15 protein-coding genes and 1 pseudogene are annotated in these 16,112 nt (G+C 70.9%); 8 read left to right on the forward strand and 8 right to left on the reverse strand.

The genetic code is table 11. The annotated features are described in order from the left end of the window. Positions 1–358 precede the first annotated feature (358 nt). Entirely contained in the window at positions 359–1,009 is a 651-nt protein-coding gene (locus AB0L59_RS30535) for a DNA-3-methyladenine glycosylase (RefSeq protein ID WP_365589856.1), read from the reverse strand. Positions 1,010–1,110: 101 nt separating this feature from the next. Between AB0L59_RS30535 and AB0L59_RS30540 the strand changes: the two genes are divergently transcribed. From AB0L59_RS30540 to AB0L59_RS30550, 3 genes are all read left to right on the forward strand, one after another. Continuing rightward, positions 1,111–1,893 carry a sporulation protein gene (locus AB0L59_RS30540; RefSeq protein ID WP_365589857.1) on the forward strand — a complete coding sequence of 261 codons (783 nt, stop codon included), beginning with the start codon at positions 1,111–1,113 and terminating at the stop codon, positions 1,891–1,893. 45 nt (positions 1,894–1,938) lie between these two features. Next, positions 1,939–2,478 (forward strand): YbhB/YbcL family Raf kinase inhibitor-like protein, encoded by a 540-nt coding sequence (locus AB0L59_RS30545; RefSeq protein WP_365589858.1) that lies wholly within the window; start codon positions 1,939–1,941, stop codon positions 2,476–2,478. Positions 2,479–2,646: 168 nt separating this feature from the next. Next, positions 2,647–3,153 (forward strand): HNH endonuclease, encoded by a 507-nt coding sequence (locus AB0L59_RS30550; RefSeq protein ID WP_365589859.1) that lies wholly within the window; start codon positions 2,647–2,649, stop codon positions 3,151–3,153. A 2-nt stretch (positions 3,154–3,155) separates the two neighbouring features. Here AB0L59_RS30550 and AB0L59_RS30555 read toward each other — a convergent pair whose 3' ends face one another. The 3 genes from AB0L59_RS30555 to AB0L59_RS30565 all read right to left on the reverse strand — a co-directional run bounded on the left by AB0L59_RS30555 (position 3,156) and on the right by AB0L59_RS30565 (position 5,512). After that, positions 3,156–4,118 (reverse strand): SPFH domain-containing protein, encoded by a 963-nt coding sequence (locus tag AB0L59_RS30555; protein WP_365589860.1) that lies wholly within the window; start codon positions 4,116–4,118, stop codon positions 3,156–3,158. 110 nt (positions 4,119–4,228) lie between these two features. After that, the gene (locus AB0L59_RS30560) at positions 4,229–4,660 is read right to left on the reverse strand and encodes an NfeD family protein (protein WP_365589861.1); all 432 of its coding nucleotides are present in this window, start codon (positions 4,658–4,660) and stop codon (positions 4,229–4,231) included. Positions 4,661–4,720: 60 nt separating this feature from the next. After that, on the reverse strand, positions 4,721–5,512 hold the full coding sequence (locus AB0L59_RS30565) for an ABC transporter ATP-binding protein (protein WP_365589862.1): 792 nt from the start codon (positions 5,510–5,512) through the stop codon (positions 4,721–4,723). A gap of 149 nt (positions 5,513–5,661) precedes the next feature. On the opposite strand from AB0L59_RS30565, the gene AB0L59_RS30570 reads away from it, so the two are divergent. After that, the gene (locus tag AB0L59_RS30570) at positions 5,662–6,450 is read left to right on the forward strand and encodes a hypothetical protein (protein WP_365589863.1); all 789 of its coding nucleotides are present in this window, start codon (positions 5,662–5,664) and stop codon (positions 6,448–6,450) included. Positions 6,451–6,919: 469 nt separating this feature from the next. On the opposite strand, the gene AB0L59_RS30575 is transcribed toward AB0L59_RS30570, so the two are convergent. The 3 genes from AB0L59_RS30575 to AB0L59_RS30585 all read right to left on the reverse strand — a co-directional run bounded on the left by AB0L59_RS30575 (position 6,920) and on the right by AB0L59_RS30585 (position 9,131). Then, the gene (locus AB0L59_RS30575; protein ID WP_365589864.1) at positions 6,920–7,168 is read right to left on the reverse strand and encodes a chaplin; all 249 of its coding nucleotides are present in this window, start codon (positions 7,166–7,168) and stop codon (positions 6,920–6,922) included. Between the two features lie 183 nt (positions 7,169–7,351). Then, positions 7,352–7,993: a response regulator transcription factor gene (locus AB0L59_RS30580; protein WP_365589865.1), complete on the reverse strand. Its 642-nt coding sequence runs from the start codon at positions 7,991–7,993 to the stop codon at positions 7,352–7,354. Beyond that, positions 7,986–9,131 carry a GAF domain-containing sensor histidine kinase gene (locus tag AB0L59_RS30585; RefSeq protein WP_365589866.1) on the reverse strand — a complete coding sequence of 382 codons (1,146 nt, stop codon included), beginning with the start codon at positions 9,129–9,131 and terminating at the stop codon, positions 7,986–7,988. Before AB0L59_RS30585 ends, AB0L59_RS30580 begins: the two co-directional genes overlap by 8 nt. A gap of 239 nt (positions 9,132–9,370) precedes the next feature. On the opposite strand from AB0L59_RS30585, the gene AB0L59_RS30590 reads away from it, so the two are divergent. The 3 genes and pseudogenes from AB0L59_RS30590 to AB0L59_RS30600 all read left to right on the forward strand — a co-directional run bounded on the left by AB0L59_RS30590 (position 9,371) and on the right by AB0L59_RS30600 (position 12,201). Then, a complete protein-coding gene (locus tag AB0L59_RS30590) occupies positions 9,371–10,066 on the forward strand; it encodes an SDR family oxidoreductase (RefSeq protein ID WP_365589867.1) in 696 nt (231 codons plus the stop codon). Then, positions 10,063–11,142, forward strand: a pseudogene (locus tag AB0L59_RS30595) (S-adenosylmethionine:tRNA ribosyltransferase-isomerase). Before AB0L59_RS30590 ends, AB0L59_RS30595 begins: the two are co-directional and overlap by 4 nt. A gap of 300 nt (positions 11,143–11,442) precedes the next feature. After that, a complete protein-coding gene (locus AB0L59_RS30600; protein ID WP_365589868.1) occupies positions 11,443–12,201 on the forward strand; it encodes a transglycosylase SLT domain-containing protein in 759 nt (252 codons plus the stop codon). Between the two features lie 80 nt (positions 12,202–12,281). Here the strand turns inward: AB0L59_RS30600 and AB0L59_RS30605 are convergent, their stop codons facing one another. Continuing rightward, positions 12,282–14,873 carry an FHA domain-containing protein gene (locus AB0L59_RS30605; RefSeq protein WP_365589869.1) on the reverse strand — a complete coding sequence of 864 codons (2,592 nt, stop codon included), beginning with the start codon at positions 14,871–14,873 and terminating at the stop codon, positions 12,282–12,284. A gap of 237 nt (positions 14,874–15,110) precedes the next feature. Here AB0L59_RS30605 and AB0L59_RS30610 point away from each other — a divergent pair, with 237 nt between their 5' ends. Continuing rightward, positions 15,111–15,920, forward strand: coding sequence for a hypothetical protein (locus AB0L59_RS30610; protein ID WP_365589870.1), 810 nt, complete (start codon positions 15,111–15,113; stop codon positions 15,918–15,920). The last annotated feature ends 192 nt before the right edge of the window (positions 15,921–16,112 follow it).

Raw genomic sequence — 16,112 nt, forward strand, 5'->3', positions numbered from 1 at the left:
TGTTGAGTTCTCAAGGAACGGTCGCTTCCTTCGTACTCACCCTCTCGGGCTTTCCTCCGGGCGCTTCCCTTCGGTGTTTCCGACTCTATCAGATCCTTTCGGTGTCCGATTCCCGGCCGGCGGGATTGTCTCGGGGTTTTCGGCTTTCGCCGTCCGCCCTTTCGACATTCACTACGTTAGCTCATTCTCTCGGCGACTCATAATCGAGTCTCGCGAGTTCGAATTCGGGCACACAGGCGCGCCAAAATCGACCCCGCTGAGGGGCTGTAGCTGGTAGTGGGTTGGCCGCTCCGGCTGCAGGCGATCGCCGTACCCGGTTCAGCGGCTCGGGATACGTTACGCACCTTCGCGGGGCGCGTCAACTTCGGCGACGCCTCGGTACATGGGCTCGATAGGGGCTCACCGTCGGGTCGTCCACGACCCAGTAACGCCAGGGATGGACGTCGCCGTTGCCGCCTTCGCCGGCGACGCCGGTGCGAGGGCCGCTTCGTACCTGGTCAGGGGGGACCGGCGTGCCGGTCAGCATCCTCAGGAGGGTCTCACCGGGAGCGCACGCGTCCGTGCCGTCCAGGGCGCGGTCGACTTCCAGGGCCGTCGCCAGGCGGGCCGGCCCCTTGGCCAGTTCCTTGTCGTTGCGGGCCGAAAGTCGCCGTTTCCGGGCCAGTTCGGTGCCCTCGACCACTTCCCCCGCGCGGAGCAGCACGGCGCTCGCGCGCCCCTCGGGACCGCACACGAGGTTCATGCAGTGCCACATGCCGTAGGTGAAGTAGACGTAGACGTGTCCGGGCGGACCGAACATCACCTCGTTGCGGGCGGTGCGGCCACGGTAGGCGTGTGAGCCGGGGTCGTTCGGGCCGTCGTACGCCTCGACCTCGGTGAGGCGGACGGCGATCGGACCCTCGGGTGTCGTACGGACCAGGATGCGGCCGAGCAGGTCCGGTGCCACCTCGAGCACCGGGCGGTCGAAGAACTCTCTGGGGAGTGGCGTACGGTCCGGGGGCGCGATCATGGCCCCCGAGGGTAGTGCAGCCGGAGCACCGGGCCTGGCGGAACCGGTCAGGGGTGGATCGCGTTTGTAGGGGTCGAGGGTCCTTCGTAAAGGGAGAGTCAATGGCGTTCAAGAAGCTGCTCGCGAGCCTCGGTGCGGGTGGGGCGTCGGTCGAGACGGTGCTGACCGAGGTCAATGTCGTGCCGGGCGGTGTCGTCCAGGGTGAGGTGCGGATCCAGGGCGGGTCCGTGAACCAGGACATCGAGGGGTTGTCCGTCGGTCTGCAGGCCAAGGTCGAGGTGGAGAGCGGCGACCAGGAGTACAAGCAGGACATCGAGTTCACGAAGGTGCGGCTCGGCGGTGCCTTCGAGCTGCGGGCGGGTGCCGTGCACGCGGTGCCGTTCGGGCTCGAGATCCCCTGGGAGACGCCAGTCACCATGATCGACGGGCAGGCGCTGCGCGGGATGCACATCGGCGTGACGACCGAGCTGGCGATCGCGCGTGCCGTGGACTCCGGCGACCTGGACCCGATCAACGTCCACCCGCTGCCGGCGCAGAAGGCGATCCTGGACGCCTTCATCCAGCTGGGCTTCCGCTTCAAGAACGCGGACATGGAACGCGGTCACATCCGGGGTACGCGGCAGACGCTGCCCTTCTACCAGGAGATCGAGTTCCACCCCCCGTCGCAGTACCGGGGTCTGAACCAGGTCGAGCTGAGCTTCGTGGCCGACGAGCACGCGATGGACGTCGTGCTGGAGATGGACAAGAAGCCGGGCCTGTTCAGCGAGGGCTCGGACACCTACCGGTCGTTCCAGGTGGGGCAGCACGACTGGCAGGGGACCGACTGGGCGGCTTATCTGAACCAGTGGCTGTCCGAGGTCGGCAGCAGGCGCAACTGGTTCTAGGCTCGGGTGCTGCTGGTTCCAGATCATCGATCAGGAGGTACCGAGGTGACCGAGCTCAAGCGACGGCCGCTCCCCCACGACTTCCATCCGCCCGTGCCGTCGTTCACGGTGACGAGCACGGACATCGAGGAGGGCGCAACGCTGGGCAGCGCCCAGGTCCATGCGGAGGGCAACACCTCTCCGCAGCTGCGCTGGGAGGGCTTCCCGCCGGAGACCAAGAGCTTCGCCGTGACCTGCTACGACCCCGACGCGCCGACCGGCAGCGGGTTCTGGCACTGGGTCCTGTTCGACATCCCGGCCTCCGTGACGGAGCTGCCGGCGGGTGCGGGCAGCGGTAAGTTCGAGGGCCTGCCCGAGGGCGCGGTGCATGTGCGCAACGACTACGGGACGAAGGACTTCGGTGGCGCCGCGCCGCCTCCCGGGGACGGGCCGCACCGCTACGTCTTCACGGTGTACGCCGTGGATCAGGAGAAGCTGGGTCCGGATTCGGACGTGTCGCCGGCCGTCGTCGGCTTCAATCTGCGGTTCCACGCGATCGCGCGTGCGCAGCTCATCGGCGAGTACGAGAACCCGGCGCGGGGCTGACCGCACAGCACGGATTCAGCCGAGCGTTCATGGAACGTTTGCCCACCTCCGGTCTTGGAAGTGATCGGAGGCGGGCATTTTTTATTGCGTTGTCCATCTCGGCGCGCCCGTCCAGAGTTGATCCAAGCCCGCCGGGGGGTGGGCAGGTGCGCACGGGAGGTGGGCTGGATGCGGGACACGCTGGTGCTGAACGCGAGCTTCGAGCCGCTGTCGACGGTGACGTTGAACCGAGCCGTCGTGCTGGTGCTGCAGGACAAGGCCGTCGTCGAGCAGGCCCATCCCGAACTGCGCATGCGCGGTGCCGATGTGGACATACCCGCGCCTCGGGTGATCAGGCTGTGCAGGTACGTACGGGTGCCGTTCCGAAGACAAGCCCCGTGGTCGAGGCGGGGCGTGCTGGTCCGGGACCGGCACCGGTGCGCGTACTGCGGGCGCAGGGCGACGACCGTGGACCATGTGCTGCCGCGGTCGCAGGGTGGGCAGGACACGTGGCTGAACACGGTTGCCGCGTGTGCGGAGGACAACCATCGGAAGGCCAACCGGACTCCCGAGGAGGCGGGGATGGCTTTGCTGAGGGAGCCGTTCGAGCCGACTCCCGCGGATGCGATGCTCTTGGCTTTGGGTGCCGAGGAGTTCGAGGCACTGCCTGACTGGTTGGGCCGGGACGCGGCCTGACGCTAGTCGATGCTCGGCTTCTCCCGGCGCTCCGGGCCGTTGTTCTGCGAGGGCACGTTGGCTCCGCCGTTGCCCTGGCCGCCGCCACCCAGCGGGCCGAAGTTGCCCATCGCGCCGGAGAGGCCCTTGAGGGCGTCGCCGATTTCGCTGGGGACGATCCAGAGTTTGTTGGCGTCGCCCTCGGCGATCTTCGGGAGCATCTGCAGGTACTGGTAGGACAGGAGCTTCTGGTCGGGGTCGCCGGCGTGGATGGCCTCGAAGACCGTACGGACCGCCTGGGCCTCGCCTTCGGCGCGCAGGGCGGCGGCCTTGGCCTCACCCTCGGCGCGCAGGATCTGGGACTGCTTCTCGCCCTCGGCGGTGAGGATCGCGGCCTGGCGCGTACCTTCGGCGGTGAGGATCGCGGCGCGCTTGTCCCGGTCGGCACGCATCTGCTTCTCCATCGAGTCCTGGATGGAGGTCGGCGGCTCGATGGCCTTCAGTTCCACGCGGTTGACGCGGATGCCCCACTTGCCCGTCGCCTCGTCGAGGACGCCGCGCAGGGCCGCGTTGATCTCCTCGCGGGAGGTCAGGGTGCGTTCGAGGTCCATGCCGCCGATGATGTTGCGGAGCGTGGTGACGGTCAGCTGTTCGATCGCCTGGATGTAGCTGGCGACTTCGTACGTGGCCGCGCGGGCGTCGGTCACCTGGTAGTAGATGACCGTGTCGATGTTGACGACCAGGTTGTCCTGGGTGATCACCGGCTGGGGCGGGAACGGTACGACCTGTTCGCGCAGGTCGATGCGGTTGCGGATGGTGTCGATGAACGGGACCACGATGTTCAGGCCCGCGTTCAGGGTGCGTGTGTAGCGGCCGAAGCGCTCGACGATGGCGGCGCTGGCCTGTGGGATGACCTGGATGGTCTTGATCAGGGCGATGAAGACCAACACCACCAGAATGATGAGGACGATGATGACCGGTTCCATCGTGTTCCCCGTACCCCTCTCCGCCTCGGCGCGTTCGGCAGATCCGCGCCTGTAGAAGATCTTGCTGGTCGAGTCTGACAGACCTTCGCCCAACTCGTGGGCAGGATGCCTCAGATGACGATGGCGGTCGCTCCTTCGATGTCCACGACGTCCACCTCCTGGCCCACTTCGTAGGCGCGGCCGGTGTCGAGGGAGCGCGCCGACCAGACTTCTCCGGCGAGCTTGATGCGGCCGCCGGAGCCGTCGACGCGTTCCAGGACGACTGCCTGCTTGCCCTTCAAGGCGTCGATACCGGTGGCGAGTTGGGGGCGTTGCCTGCCGTGCCGGGCGGCGATCGGGCGGACGACGGCGATGAGTGCGACGGAGACGACGACGAAGGCGAGGACCTGGATGACGGCGTCGAAGCCGAGTCCCGCGACGACCGCGGCCGCGACGGCTCCCACCGCGAGCATGCCGAACTCCGGCATGGCGGTGACCACGAGCGGGATTCCGAGCGCCGCCGCGCCGACGAGCCACCACACCCATGCGTCGATGTCGTTCACATGGTCATGGTAGGGCCGGGGTCGGGCGGCGGACAGGGCGCGAAGACAAGCGCGCGGAGGTCAGGCCATGGGCAGGCCCTGGGCGGTCCAGCGCTCGCCGACCTGCTCGACGACGAGCGGCAGTCCGAAGCAGCGGGAGAGGTTGCGGGAGGTCAGCTCCAGCTCGATCGGGCCGGCGGCGAGGACCTTGCCCTGGCGGATCATCAGCACGTGGGTGAAGCCGGGGGCGATCTCCTCGACGTGGTGCGTGACCATGATCATCGAGGGGGCGATGGGGTCGCGAGCGAGTCGGCCGAGTCGGCGGACCAGGTCCTCGCGGCCGCCGAGGTCGAGGCCCGCGGCGGGCTCGTCGAGGAGGAGCAGCTCGGGGTCGGTCATCAGGGCGCGGGCGATGAGGGTGCGCTTGCGCTCGCCCTCGGAGAGGGTGCCGAAGCGGCGGTCGAGGTAGTCGCTCATGCCGAGGCGGTCGAGGAAGGCGCGGGCGCGCTGCTCGTCGACCTCGTCGTACTCCTCCTGCCAGTGCGCCGTCATGCCGTACGCGGCCGTCAGCACCGTCTCCAGGACGGTCTGGCGCTTGGGGAGCTTCTCGGCCATGGCGACGCCGGCCACGCCGATGCGGGGGCGCAGGTCGAAGACGTCGACCCTGCCGAGGGTGTCGCCGAGGATGGTGGCGGTGCCCTTGCTGGGGAAGAGGTAGCTGGAGGCGACGTTCAGGAGGGTGGTCTTGCCGGCGCCGTTGGGACCGAGGATGACCCAGCGCTCGCCCTCCTTCACCGACCAGGAGACCTGGTCCACCAGAGCCCGGCCCTCGCGGACCACGGATACGTCCTGAAGCTCCAGAACATCGCTCATGAGCGCGTTGTCTCCCCTTGCAGTGTGCCGGTTCCGGCTGTCGCGTACGCCTGTGGCTCGGTCCGCCGCGCCTGTGGGCGCAGCCCTTATGAAATCTACGCCACGAGTGCCCCGCTCCATTCCCTCGGTCCGGTCCTTAGGGTGGAGGCATGCTCTCGGAACCGCGCTCAGGACGCCTTGCCGCTTGGGGAAACGCCCTTTTGGCCGGATTTGTCTCTCCGGATGACGCCGCGCTCGCCGTTGTGGGCGACGACACGGTGCACCGGGTGGAAGGGCTGCCCGGGGAGTCCGCGCCGGTCGGGCTCACGCTCGCGCTGGGGCGGCTGCGGACGCTGGGGGTGACCGGCCTGCGGGTCGCGCTGCCGGCGCCGGGCCATCCGCTGGGGCTGAGTGGACCGCCCGAGTTCAATGCGCGGGCGCTGCAGGCCGAGGAGGCGGTGGTCTGCTTCGGTGCCGCCTTCGGTCTCGTGCCCCAGGTGTACGAGGCCGGCCCCGAGGGTGATGTACATGCCGAGGTGGTCTGGCAGGTGCTGCCGGTACGGGAGGCGCCGCCCGCCGATGTGCCGTCCCTCGGCGAGGCCGAGCGGGAGCTGGCGGAGGCGCTGCGCGAGGCGACCGAGGTGCTGTCGAAGCTGGACGTCGCCGGGTCGGGTCCGGTGGCGGAAGCGGCGATCGACGCGTACCGGGCACGGGCCGAGCGCGGGCGGGAGGTGCTGGCGCCGGGGTACCCACCACGTGCGGTGCGGGTGTTGGAGCTGGCGCAGCGGGTCGCCCTGCTGGTCTCGCTGGCGTACGACAACGGGCACGGGGGTGCGGTCAGTTCCAGCGAGATGGCGGCGCGGGCGGAGGCCTTGCGGCCCGTTGAGCGGACGGCTCGGCGGGCTCAGGTGGCGGCGTACAACTCCTTCGTGGAGGAGCGGCAGCGGGGAGTGCGCTGAACCGCATGGGCTCCTCCGGGCTTGCGTGCCCGAGGAGCCCGAGGCGTTTCAGCCGTTCACGCCCTTGTCGCCGAACGCCGGGTTCAGCGCGGCGACCAGGTCGCCGGTCAGTCCCTCGACCTTGACCGGCCGGGGACCGAGGCCTGGGCCGTGAGGCGGGAGGCGACGCCCGCGGAGTCCACGGCCGCGCCACGGGCGTCCAGGGCCACGACAGCCCGGCACCGGCACAGGCGCCCGCGGCGACCCCGGCGGCGGTCACGGCGAGGGGCGGCCTCCTGGGCGATGTGGATGGGACCTTTCTCCTGCGTCTGCCGGTCTGCCCCGGGCGTGGGTCGTGCGCGGATCGGCGCCGGAGTCATCGGCGGGTCACGGCACTCGGGGTGTGCGGGCCCGTCCGGGCAGTCGCACGACAACATGACAAGGCCTCCCGATGGGCACCGGGAGGCCTGTGGTCACTGCCGGCCGGACCTCAGTGGTTGAGGCCCAGGTTGCCGAAGGCCGGGTTCAGCACGCCGATGACGTTCACGCTGTTGCCGACCGCGTTCACCGGGATGTGCACCGGCACCTGAGCGACATTGCCCGAGACGACGCCAGGGGACCCGTGGGCCTCGCCGGCCGCCACGGAGCCGCCGGTCGTGGCGGAGGCCATCCCCGCACCGGCGGCCACGATCCCGCCGGCCACCAACGTCACGGCCGCTGCCTTCTTCAGGTTCTTCACTTTCCAACCCCTCCTAAGCGGTCACCACGGCGGTTCGCCGCGGCACGCACTGAAGAACGGCGGAGATCGCCGGAGGGTGCGCCATCCGGGTGACATTCCCACGACGGTATGAATCTCAGTCCGGACCGCGACCCTCCGTGTTGCCGTGGGCGAAGGCCGCGGGGAGGCGTTGGGGAGGGCGTTTCAGCCGGTCATGCCGTGGCGTACGGCCCACAGCGCGGCCTGGGTGCGGTCGGCGAGGTCGAGTTTCATCAGGATGTTGGAGACGTGCGTCTTGACGGTCTTCTCGGACAGGACGAGGGCGCGGGCGATCTCGCGGTTGGAGCGGCCGTCCGCTATCAGGCCGAGCACCTCGCGCTCCCGGTCGGTGAGCGATCCGCCTCGGCTCTGGCCGGAGTTGGCCTCCTCCTGGGAGAGCAGGACGCCTGCGACCTCCGGCTGCAGCAGGACGTGGCCGGCGTGCACGGAGCGGATGGCGCCGGCGAGGGCGTCGGGGTCCACGTCCTTGTAGACGTACCCTGCGGCGCCCGCGCGCAGGGCCGGTACGACCGTGCGCTGCTCGGTGAAGCTGGTGACGATCAGCACGCGCGCGGGGTTGTCGAGTTCGCGGAGCCTGCGCAGGGCGTCGATACCGTCCAGGCCCGGCATCTTGACGTCCATCAGGACGACGTCCGGCCGCAGCTCCTCGGCCCGGGCGACGCCCTCGGCGCCGTCGGCCGCCTCCCCGACGACCTCGATGTCGTCCTGCACCTCCAGGAACGTGCGCAGCCCCCGGCGGACGACCTGGTGGTCGTCGACGAGCAGCACCTTGATCGGGTCAGCCACCGGGGACCTCCAGCTCGATCGTGGTGCCCTTGCCGGGCACCGACTCCACGGTCAGCGCGCCGCCGACCCCGCTCGCGCGGTCCCGCATCGAGACCAGGCCCAGATGCCGTCCGGCGCGGCGGACCGCATTCGGGTCGAAGCCGTCCCCGTCGTCGGTCACGCGCAGGACGGCTCCGCGGCCGCGCCGTTTCACGCTCACGTCGACGTGGGCGGCGCCGGAGTGGCGCAGGGCGTTGTGCAGGGCCTCCTGGGCGACCCTGAGCAGGGCTTCCTCCTGGGCGGCGGGCAGGGCGCGGAAGCCGTTGCTCGTGAAGGTGACGCGCGCGGTGTGGGCGCGGTCGAGGACCTGGGCCTGGGTGCGCAGGGTGGCGATCAGGCCGTCCTCGTCCAGGGCGGCGGGCCGCAACTCCACGACCGCGGCGCGCAGTTCGTCGGCGGCCTCGGCGGCGAGCGCGGCGACCTGGTGCAGTTCGCCCTTGGCGCGGGCGGGGTCGCGGTCGACGAGGGCGGCCGCGGCCTGGGCGGTCAGGCGCAGGGAGAAGAGCTTCTGGCTGACCGCGTCGTGCAGTTCGTGGGCGAGCCGGGAGCGTTCCTCGGCGATGGTGAGCTCGCGGCTGCGCTCGTAGAGCCGGGCGTTGGTGAGGGCGATGGCGGCGTGCTGGGCGAGGAGGGCGAGCAGTTCCTCGTCCTCTTCGGTGAAGCCGCAACCGCCGCCCGGCTTGGGGCAGTTCTTGTTCGCGAGGAAGAGGGCGCCGATGACCTCGTCGCCGTCGCGGATGGGCAGGCCCAGGAAGTCGACCAGGTCCGGGTGCGCGGACGGCCAGCCCTCGAAACGGGGGTCCTTGCGAACGTCGGCGAGGCGCTCGGGGCGGGCCTCGTGCAGCATCGCGGCGAGGATGCCGTGCTGGCGGGGCAGCGGGCCGATGGCCTTCCACTGGGCGTCGCTGACGCCGTCGACGACGAACTGGGCGAAGCCGCCGTGGTCGTCGGGAACGCCGAGGGCGGCGTACTGCGCGTCGAGCAGCTCACGGGCGGAGGCGACGATCGTCTTGAGGACGTCGCGCACCTCCAGGTGCCTGCTCATGGCCAGCAGCGCGGAACTGACCGCGGCGAGGCCGGACCGGGGGCCTTGACTCATGTCCTCACGGTACCGGCGGGGTCTGACAAGCGGATCGGGCCAGTGGCGGCGGGGCCCGGTCCGCTGGTCCTAGGTCGGCCGGTGTAGGTCCTGCGGCCCGGGGCGCGCGGTGTACGCCGAAGGACCCCTCGCCGGTGCGGCCCACGCCCGAGGCGGCCGGACCGGTGCCGTTCCTACGGTGTCGTCACCGCCGGACGGACGGCGGTGACCCACGAGGGTACGGCGAGGGGACGGTAGTCATGCCGGTAGCGATCATCACGGGGGCCTCGAAGGGCCTGGGGCGAGCGCTCGCCGAGGCACTGGCCGCGCGGGGCTGGGATCTGGTGCTGGACGCCCGGGGCGCCGAGGCCCTGAAGGAGGCCGCGGAGAGCATCGCCGGGCACGGCACGCGCGTGGAGGCGCCGGCCGGGGATGTGACGGACGCCGGGCACCGGGCGGCGCTGGTGGCGGCCGCGCGGCGGCTGGGCGGTGTCGATCTGCTGGTGAGCAGTGCGAGCGCGCTGGGTGCCGAGCCGCTGGTGCGGCTGGCCGAGCTGCCGCTGGAGGGGCTGCGGCGGGCCCTGGAGGTGAACGTGGTGGCCGCGCTGGGCCTGGTCAGGGAGACGCTGCCGCTGTTGCGGGAGTCGCCGGCCGGGGCCGTGATCGCGGTCAGCTCGGACGCCGCGGCCGAGGCGTACGAGACGTGGGGCGGCTACGGCGCCTCGAAGGCGGCCCTGGACCAGCTCGCGGCGGTGCTGGGCGTGGAGGAGCCCGGCGTGCGGGTGTGGGCGGTGGATCCCGGGGACATGGCGACGGACCTGTACGGGGCGGCCGTACCCGACGACCGCGATCCGCGTCCGGCGCCGGCCGTGGTCGTACCGGCGTTCCTGCGGCTGCTGGACGAGCGGCCGGCCAGCGGGCGGTACGCGGCGCCGGCGCTGCTGGAGGAGCTGTGACCCTCGTCGTGCGGGTTCCGGAGGAGTTGTCCGCGCGCGTGCCCGCCGAGCAGCGCGGTCCGGGGCTGGACCGGGACGCCGTACGGCTGCTGGTGTCGCGCGGGACAGAGGTGACCCATCACGCGTTCCCGGAGCTGCCGCGGTTGCTGCGGGCCGGGGACCTGCTGGTGGTGAACACCTCGCCCACGCTGGCCGCCGCGGTGGACGGGCGGGTCGGGCACACGCGCGTGGTGGTGCATTTCTCCACGCGCGGGGACGACGGGCGGTGGGCGGTCGAGCTGCGGGAACCGGACGCACGGGGCACCACGCGCGCGCGTGCGTGTGCGTGCGGATATGGAGGTGGTGCTGCCGGGGGCGGGGCGGCTGGTGCTGGAGGAGCCGCTGAGCCCGCGCGGGCAGCGGCTGTGGTGGGCCCGGGCGGCCGGGGACGTCCTCGGGCTGCTGCGCGCCCACGGGCGGCCCATTCGCTACTCCCACACGGAGCGGGACCAGCCGCTGCCGGTCTACCAGACGGTGTTCGCGCTGCCGTCGCCGGACGGGTCGGGCAGTGCGGAGATGCCGAGCGCGGCGCGGCCCTTCACCGCGCGTCTGGTGGCGGAGCTGGTGAGCCGTGGTGTGCAGTTCGCGCCGATCACGCTGCACACGGGGGTGGCGTCGACGGAGGCGCACGAGCCGCCGTATCCGGAGCGGTTCGTGGTGCCCGAGGCGTCGGCGCGGCTGATCAACGCCGCCAGGGCGGGCGACGGCAGGGTCATCGCCGTCGGCACGACCGCCGTGCGGGCCGTGGAGTCGGCGGCCGGGCCGGACGGGGTGGTGCGGGCGGCCGGGGGATGGACGGACCTGGTCGTGACGCCCGAGCGCGGCGTGCGGGTGGTGGACGGGCTGCTGACCGGGCTGCACGACCCGGAGGCCTCGCATCTGCTGATGCTGGAGGCGGTCGCGGGACGGGCCGGGGTCGCACGTGCCTACGAGGAGGCTCTGCGCGGGCTCTACCTGTGGCACGAGTTCGGCGACGTGCACCTCATCTTGGGACGAAGGACCCTTACGGACAGCGTTGCGCTGGCAACTCCTGGTGAAACCGATACGCCTCCGATGTGAGCCCGCACATAGGGCCCACATCACGTACGACCGGGCATAGGAGATAAACCATCCCCACATGAACGGGGCAGACGGCCCAGTCTGTCCCGTTTTGCCGTCCCGCGATCCACTATGGCGGATCGTACGTCACATCTTTGCGTGGGAATTTTGCGGCAGCTAAGAATTGCTCCCGTCGCTCAGCGCCGCGGGTTTCCGACCCCCGGCGTTCGTGTGGGAGGAGCCGATTCCCCCGGCGGACGCAGGAGCGACCTCCGCGCCAACGAAGAGGTCCAGCAGCCATGCCCAAGAACATCCTCAATCGTGCTCATAGTCGTGTCCTGGCCAATGCCCTGACGAAGCAGCACAAGATCGCCATCGCCGGTGTCGCCGCTCTCGGCACCGCCGCCATCGCCGTCTCGGCCGTCCCCAGCAACGCGGACACGGTCACCACCGGCGCCCCGGCGACCGCCACGCAGGTCGCCGGCGGCACGACACTGAAGAACGTCAAGGGCACGGTCACCGACCAGCTCGCCGACCAGACGGTCAAGCTCGACGCGTTCGCCGCGCAGAAGAAGGCCGCCGACGAGGCCGCCGCCAAGAAGCGCGCCGCCGACGCCGCGAAGAAGGCCGCCGCCGACGCCGCCGCCAAGAAGGCCGCGCAGGACCGCGCCGCCAAGGAGGCCGCGAGCCGCTCCACCCAGCGCCTCGACATGCAGCCGGTCGCCGCGAAGACCTACGCGAACAACCTCGACGGCTGGATCCGGCAGTCGCTGGACATCATGAAGCAGCACAACATCCCCGGCTCCTACAGCGGTCTGCACCGCAACATCATGCGGGAGTCCTCGGGCAACCCGATGGCCATCAACAACTGGGACATCAACGCCATCAACGGCATCCCGTCCAAGGGCCTGCTGCAGGTGATCCAGCCCACCTTCAACGCGTACCACGTGTCCGGCACGTCGTGGAACATCTACGACCCGGTCGCCAACATCACCGCCGCCTGCAACTACGCGGCCCACCGGTACGGCTCGATGGACAACGTCAACAGCGCGTACTGAGGTCGGCGCGGACCTCTCAGAGACGCGAAAGGGCGGCACCCCGTTGCGGGGTGCCGCCCTTCGGCCTTGTCAGGGCGCTGCTACTTGCGCATGACCTCCGGCTCGTGGCGGCGCAGGAAGCGGGCCACGAAGAAGCCGCAGACCGCACCGAGCAGGAGCAGGATGATCATGTCCATGCCCCAGGCGCCGGCCGTGTGGTTCCACAGCGGGTCGGTGCTGCCCGGGTCGTCGGTGTTCGGGGCGATGTTGTTGAAGTCCAGCGTGGTGCCGGCGGCGGCCACGCCCCAGCGCGACGGCATCAGGTACGAGAGCTCGTTCACACCCAGCGTGCCGTGCAGGGTGAAGAGGCAGCCGGTGAACACGACCTGGATGATCGCGAACATCACCAGCAGGGGCATGGTCTTCTCGGCGGTCTTCACCAGCGAGGAGATCACCAGGCCCACCATCATCGAGGTGAAGCCGAGGGCCATGATCGGCAGGCACAGCTCCAGCAGGGTGGAGCCGCCGAGGATGAGCCCCTGGTCCGGGATCTCACGGCTGGAGAAGCCGATCACGCCGACCAGCAGTCCCTGCAGCACGGTGACCGTACCGAGCACGACCACCTTGGACATCAGGTACGCCGACCGGGACAGGCCGGTCGCCCGCTCCCGCTCGTAGATGACCCGTTCCTTGATCAGCTCACGCACGGAGTTCGCGGCCCCCGCGAAGCACGCGCCGACCGCGAGGATCAGCAGCACGGTGGTGGCGGTGCCGTTGGGGACGTGCAGGCCGGTCTGCGGGTTGATCGCCGCGTTGACCTTCAGGCCGCGGTTGTGCTGGATCGGCAGGCTGACCGCGCCGAGGACCGCCGGCAGGACCACGCTCAGCAGCAAGAAGCCCCGGTCGGAGGCGATGACCGACACATAGCGCCGGATCAGGGTCAGCAGCTGCGAACCCCAGGCCTGCGGCTTGGGCGGCTTGATGGCCTGCGGCGGAGGCATGTGGTGAACCGACTGCGGGGCGACGGAGTCCACGTCGGCCGCGTACATCTGGTAGTGCTGCGAGCCCTTCCAGCGGCCCGCCCAGTCGTAGTCGCGGTAGTTCTCGAAGGCGGAGAAGACGTCGGCCCAGCTGTCGTATCCGAAGAAGTTCAGCGCCTCCTCCGGCGGCCCGAAGTAGGCCACCGCGCCGCCCGGCGCCATCACCAGCAGCTTGTCGCACAGTGCCAGCTCGGCCACCGAGTGGGTGACCACGAGGACCGTACGGCCGTCGTCGGCGAGGCCGCGCAGCAGCTGCATGACATCGCGGTCCATACCCGGGTCGAGACCGGAGGTCGGCTCGTCCAGGAAGATCAGCGACGGCTTGGTGAGCAGTTCCAGGGCCACCGAGACGCGCTTGCGCTGGCCACCGGAGAGGGAGGTGACCCTCTTGTCCTTGTGGATGTCGAGCTTGAGCTCGCGCAGCACCTCGTCGATGCGGGCGTCGCGCTCGGCGGCGGTGGTGTCGGCCGGGAAACGGAGCTTGGCCGCGTACTTCAGGGCCTTCTTGACGGTCAGCTCCTTGTGCAGGATGTCGTCCTGCGGGACCAGTCCGATGCGCTGGCGCAGCTCGGCGAACTGCTTGTACAGGTTGCGGTTGTCGTACAGGACCTCGCCCTGGTTGGCGGGCCGGTAGCCGGTGAGTGCCTTGAGCAGGGTCGACTTGCCGGAGCCGGACGGGCCGATGACCGCGATCAGCGACTTCTCCGGGACGCCGAAGGAGACGTCCTTGAGGATCTGCTTGCCGCCGTCGACCGTGACGGTCAGATGGCGCGCGGAGAAGGAGACCTCACCGGTGTCGACGAACTCCTCGAGCCGGTCGCCGACGATCCGGAAGGTGGAGTGGCCGACGCCGACGATGTCGGCCGGCCCCAGCTGCACCGAGCCGCCCTTGGGGATCGGCTGGCCGTTGACATAGGTGCCGTTGTGGGAGCCGAGGTCGCGGATCTCCAGCCGGCCGTCGGGCGTGGCGTGGAACTCGGCGTGGTGCCGGGAGACCTGCAGGTCGGAGACGACCAGGTCGTTCTCCAGGGCACGGCCGATGCGCATCACGCGGCCGACGGAGAACTGGTGGAAGGTGGTCGGGCTGCGGTCGCCGTAGACCGGTGGCGCCCCCGCGCCACCACCGGGTGCCCTCTGTACGTACTGGTCGGGAGCCGCCTGCTGCTGCGGGAACGCGGGCGCCTGCTGCTGCCAGCCGGCCTGCGGGGCCTGCTGCCGCGCCGGCGCCTGGTGCGGTACGGCCTGCTGCGGGGCCGGTGCCTGCGGCTGTGCGGCGGCGGCCTGCTGCGGAGCCTGCTGGGCCCAGGCCGGCGCGCCGGCGCCCTGCGCGGCGTACGGCGCCGGCTGCTGCTGACCCGCCGCGGCGCCGGAGAGGTTCAGCCGCGGTCCGTCGGTCGCGTTGCCGAGGTGCAGCGACGCGCCCGGCGCGATCTCCGTCTGCTGGATGCGCCGGCCCTGGACGAACGTGCCGTTGGTGCTGCCATGGTCCTCGATGACCCAACTGCGGCCGTTGAAGCTGACCGTGGCGTGCCGCCAGGACACCCTGGCGTCGTCGAAGACGATGTCACCCTGCGGATCGCGACCGAGTGTGTAGGGCCTGGACGGGTCCAGCGTCCAGGTCCGTCCGTTTGATTCCAGTACGAGTTCAGGCACTCCATGCCCCACTGAGTTGTCCCCCGAATTTCCCCCATCACAGGGAGTCTAGGGATGTCGAACATCGTGGGGAACTATTTCAGGCTCGGCCCCCTGACCGAAACCCGGACCTCTTCACGGGCGCCCCCGCACGCTTCGACCCGCCGCCGCGCCGAGCTGGAAAACGGCCCGGAGAGTGGTGATCCCGGCAAGGGGGGGCAGGCGCGGTCTCGATGCCGCGCCGCGGGTCGCGGGGCCATGGGGTCTGCCACGAGTGCCGGGGCCACGCGGCGCGCCACGGCGGCACCCCGGAAGGACGACGTCTCGCCGTCCGTGATCGCCGCAGTGAGCTGGGCGTTGACCGGGACGGCGGGCACGGCCGCGGCTCGGCCTGCGCCTCGTCGGACGTACCGACAGGCCCACTGGGCCGTACGACGGCGGCCGTTGTGGCGCCGGGTCGGGTGGTCCGGTCACGCCGTCGGACCATGTACCCGCCTACGGCCTGAAGGCCTCGGACGGAGAAGCGCCGAAGCCCGCACCGCCGTCGAGATCACGCCACTCGGGGTGAGCGCCGTCGGTGTCCTGCTGCTCTCGCGGTTCTTCCTACGATCCCCGCGTACGACCGGAGTTGGCGTCATGCCGACCGAACTCCTCATCCGGGCGGGCACGGTGTTGGCGCTCTTCGTGGCGATGCCGGGCGGCCTCGCCCGGGCCGGTCACGACGTCATCGCCCTCGACGGCGGCTCGCCCGGGCCGGCCCGGCCGCCGGGCGCGGGCGACGAGGGAGACGAGGGAGGCGATGGCTCGCCGACCACGGGAACGCGGACGGATCGCTGCCCCACCGGACCGGCGGTCTCATCCACGCCGCAACCGCGGTCGACTCCACCGGTCGCCGCCCCGCGGACACCCCCGCCACGCTGCCCGGCGGCGGGGCCGGCGTGCCGGCATCCCGCCGATCGTTCCTTCGCCTCCCGGCGTACTCCGCCGCCGGGGGGCCGGAGCGCCGTGCACCGGTCGTACGGCCGGCGGTCTCGGCGCTCGTCACCGTGCCCCCGCTCGCCCCGCTGACGGCCATGCTCCTGACTTCCTCCGTCTCCGCCCTCGGCTGCTACGGCTCCTTCCCGGCACCCGGGCGCCATCCCCCCGTGCCGCAGGATGATCGGTCGCGTGGGCACGGCGACGCCGGACGGCCGCCGTCCGCGCCGTCTCCGCCACCGCCGGGGAAGCCGAAGCGCGGTGGGTGACTGCTCGCCCCTGCCC

Source organism: Streptomyces sp. NPDC052109, assembly GCF_040680195.1.
Taxonomy (GTDB): Bacteria; Actinomycetota; Actinomycetes; order Streptomycetales; family Streptomycetaceae; genus Streptomyces.

Excerpts from the sequence above, each read along its gene's own strand:
- AB0L59_RS30535 (WP_365589856.1), bottom strand. The coding sequence starts at position 1,009 with ATGATCGCGCCCCCGGACCGTACGCCACTCCCCAGAGAGTTCTTCGAC.
- AB0L59_RS30540 (WP_365589857.1), top strand. The coding sequence starts at position 1,111 with ATGGCGTTCAAGAAGCTGCTCGCGAGCCTCGGTGCGGGTGGGGCGTCG.
- AB0L59_RS30555 (WP_365589860.1), bottom strand. The coding sequence starts at position 4,118 with ATGGAACCGGTCATCATCGTCCTCATCATTCTGGTGGTGTTGGTCTTC.
- AB0L59_RS30590 (WP_365589867.1), top strand. The coding sequence starts at position 9,371 with ATGCCGGTAGCGATCATCACGGGGGCCTCGAAGGGCCTGGGGCGAGCG.
- AB0L59_RS30550 (WP_365589859.1), top strand. The coding sequence starts at position 2,647 with ATGCGGGACACGCTGGTGCTGAACGCGAGCTTCGAGCCGCTGTCGACG.
- AB0L59_RS30565 (WP_365589862.1), bottom strand. The coding sequence starts at position 5,512 with ATGAGCGATGTTCTGGAGCTTCAGGACGTATCCGTGGTCCGCGAGGGC.
- AB0L59_RS30600 (WP_365589868.1), top strand. The coding sequence starts at position 11,443 with ATGCCCAAGAACATCCTCAATCGTGCTCATAGTCGTGTCCTGGCCAAT.
- AB0L59_RS30610 (WP_365589870.1), top strand. The coding sequence starts at position 15,111 with ATGGGGTCTGCCACGAGTGCCGGGGCCACGCGGCGCGCCACGGCGGCA.
- AB0L59_RS30585 (WP_365589866.1), bottom strand. The coding sequence starts at position 9,131 with ATGAGTCAAGGCCCCCGGTCCGGCCTCGCCGCGGTCAGTTCCGCGCTG.
- AB0L59_RS30570 (WP_365589863.1), top strand. The coding sequence starts at position 5,662 with ATGCTCTCGGAACCGCGCTCAGGACGCCTTGCCGCTTGGGGAAACGCC.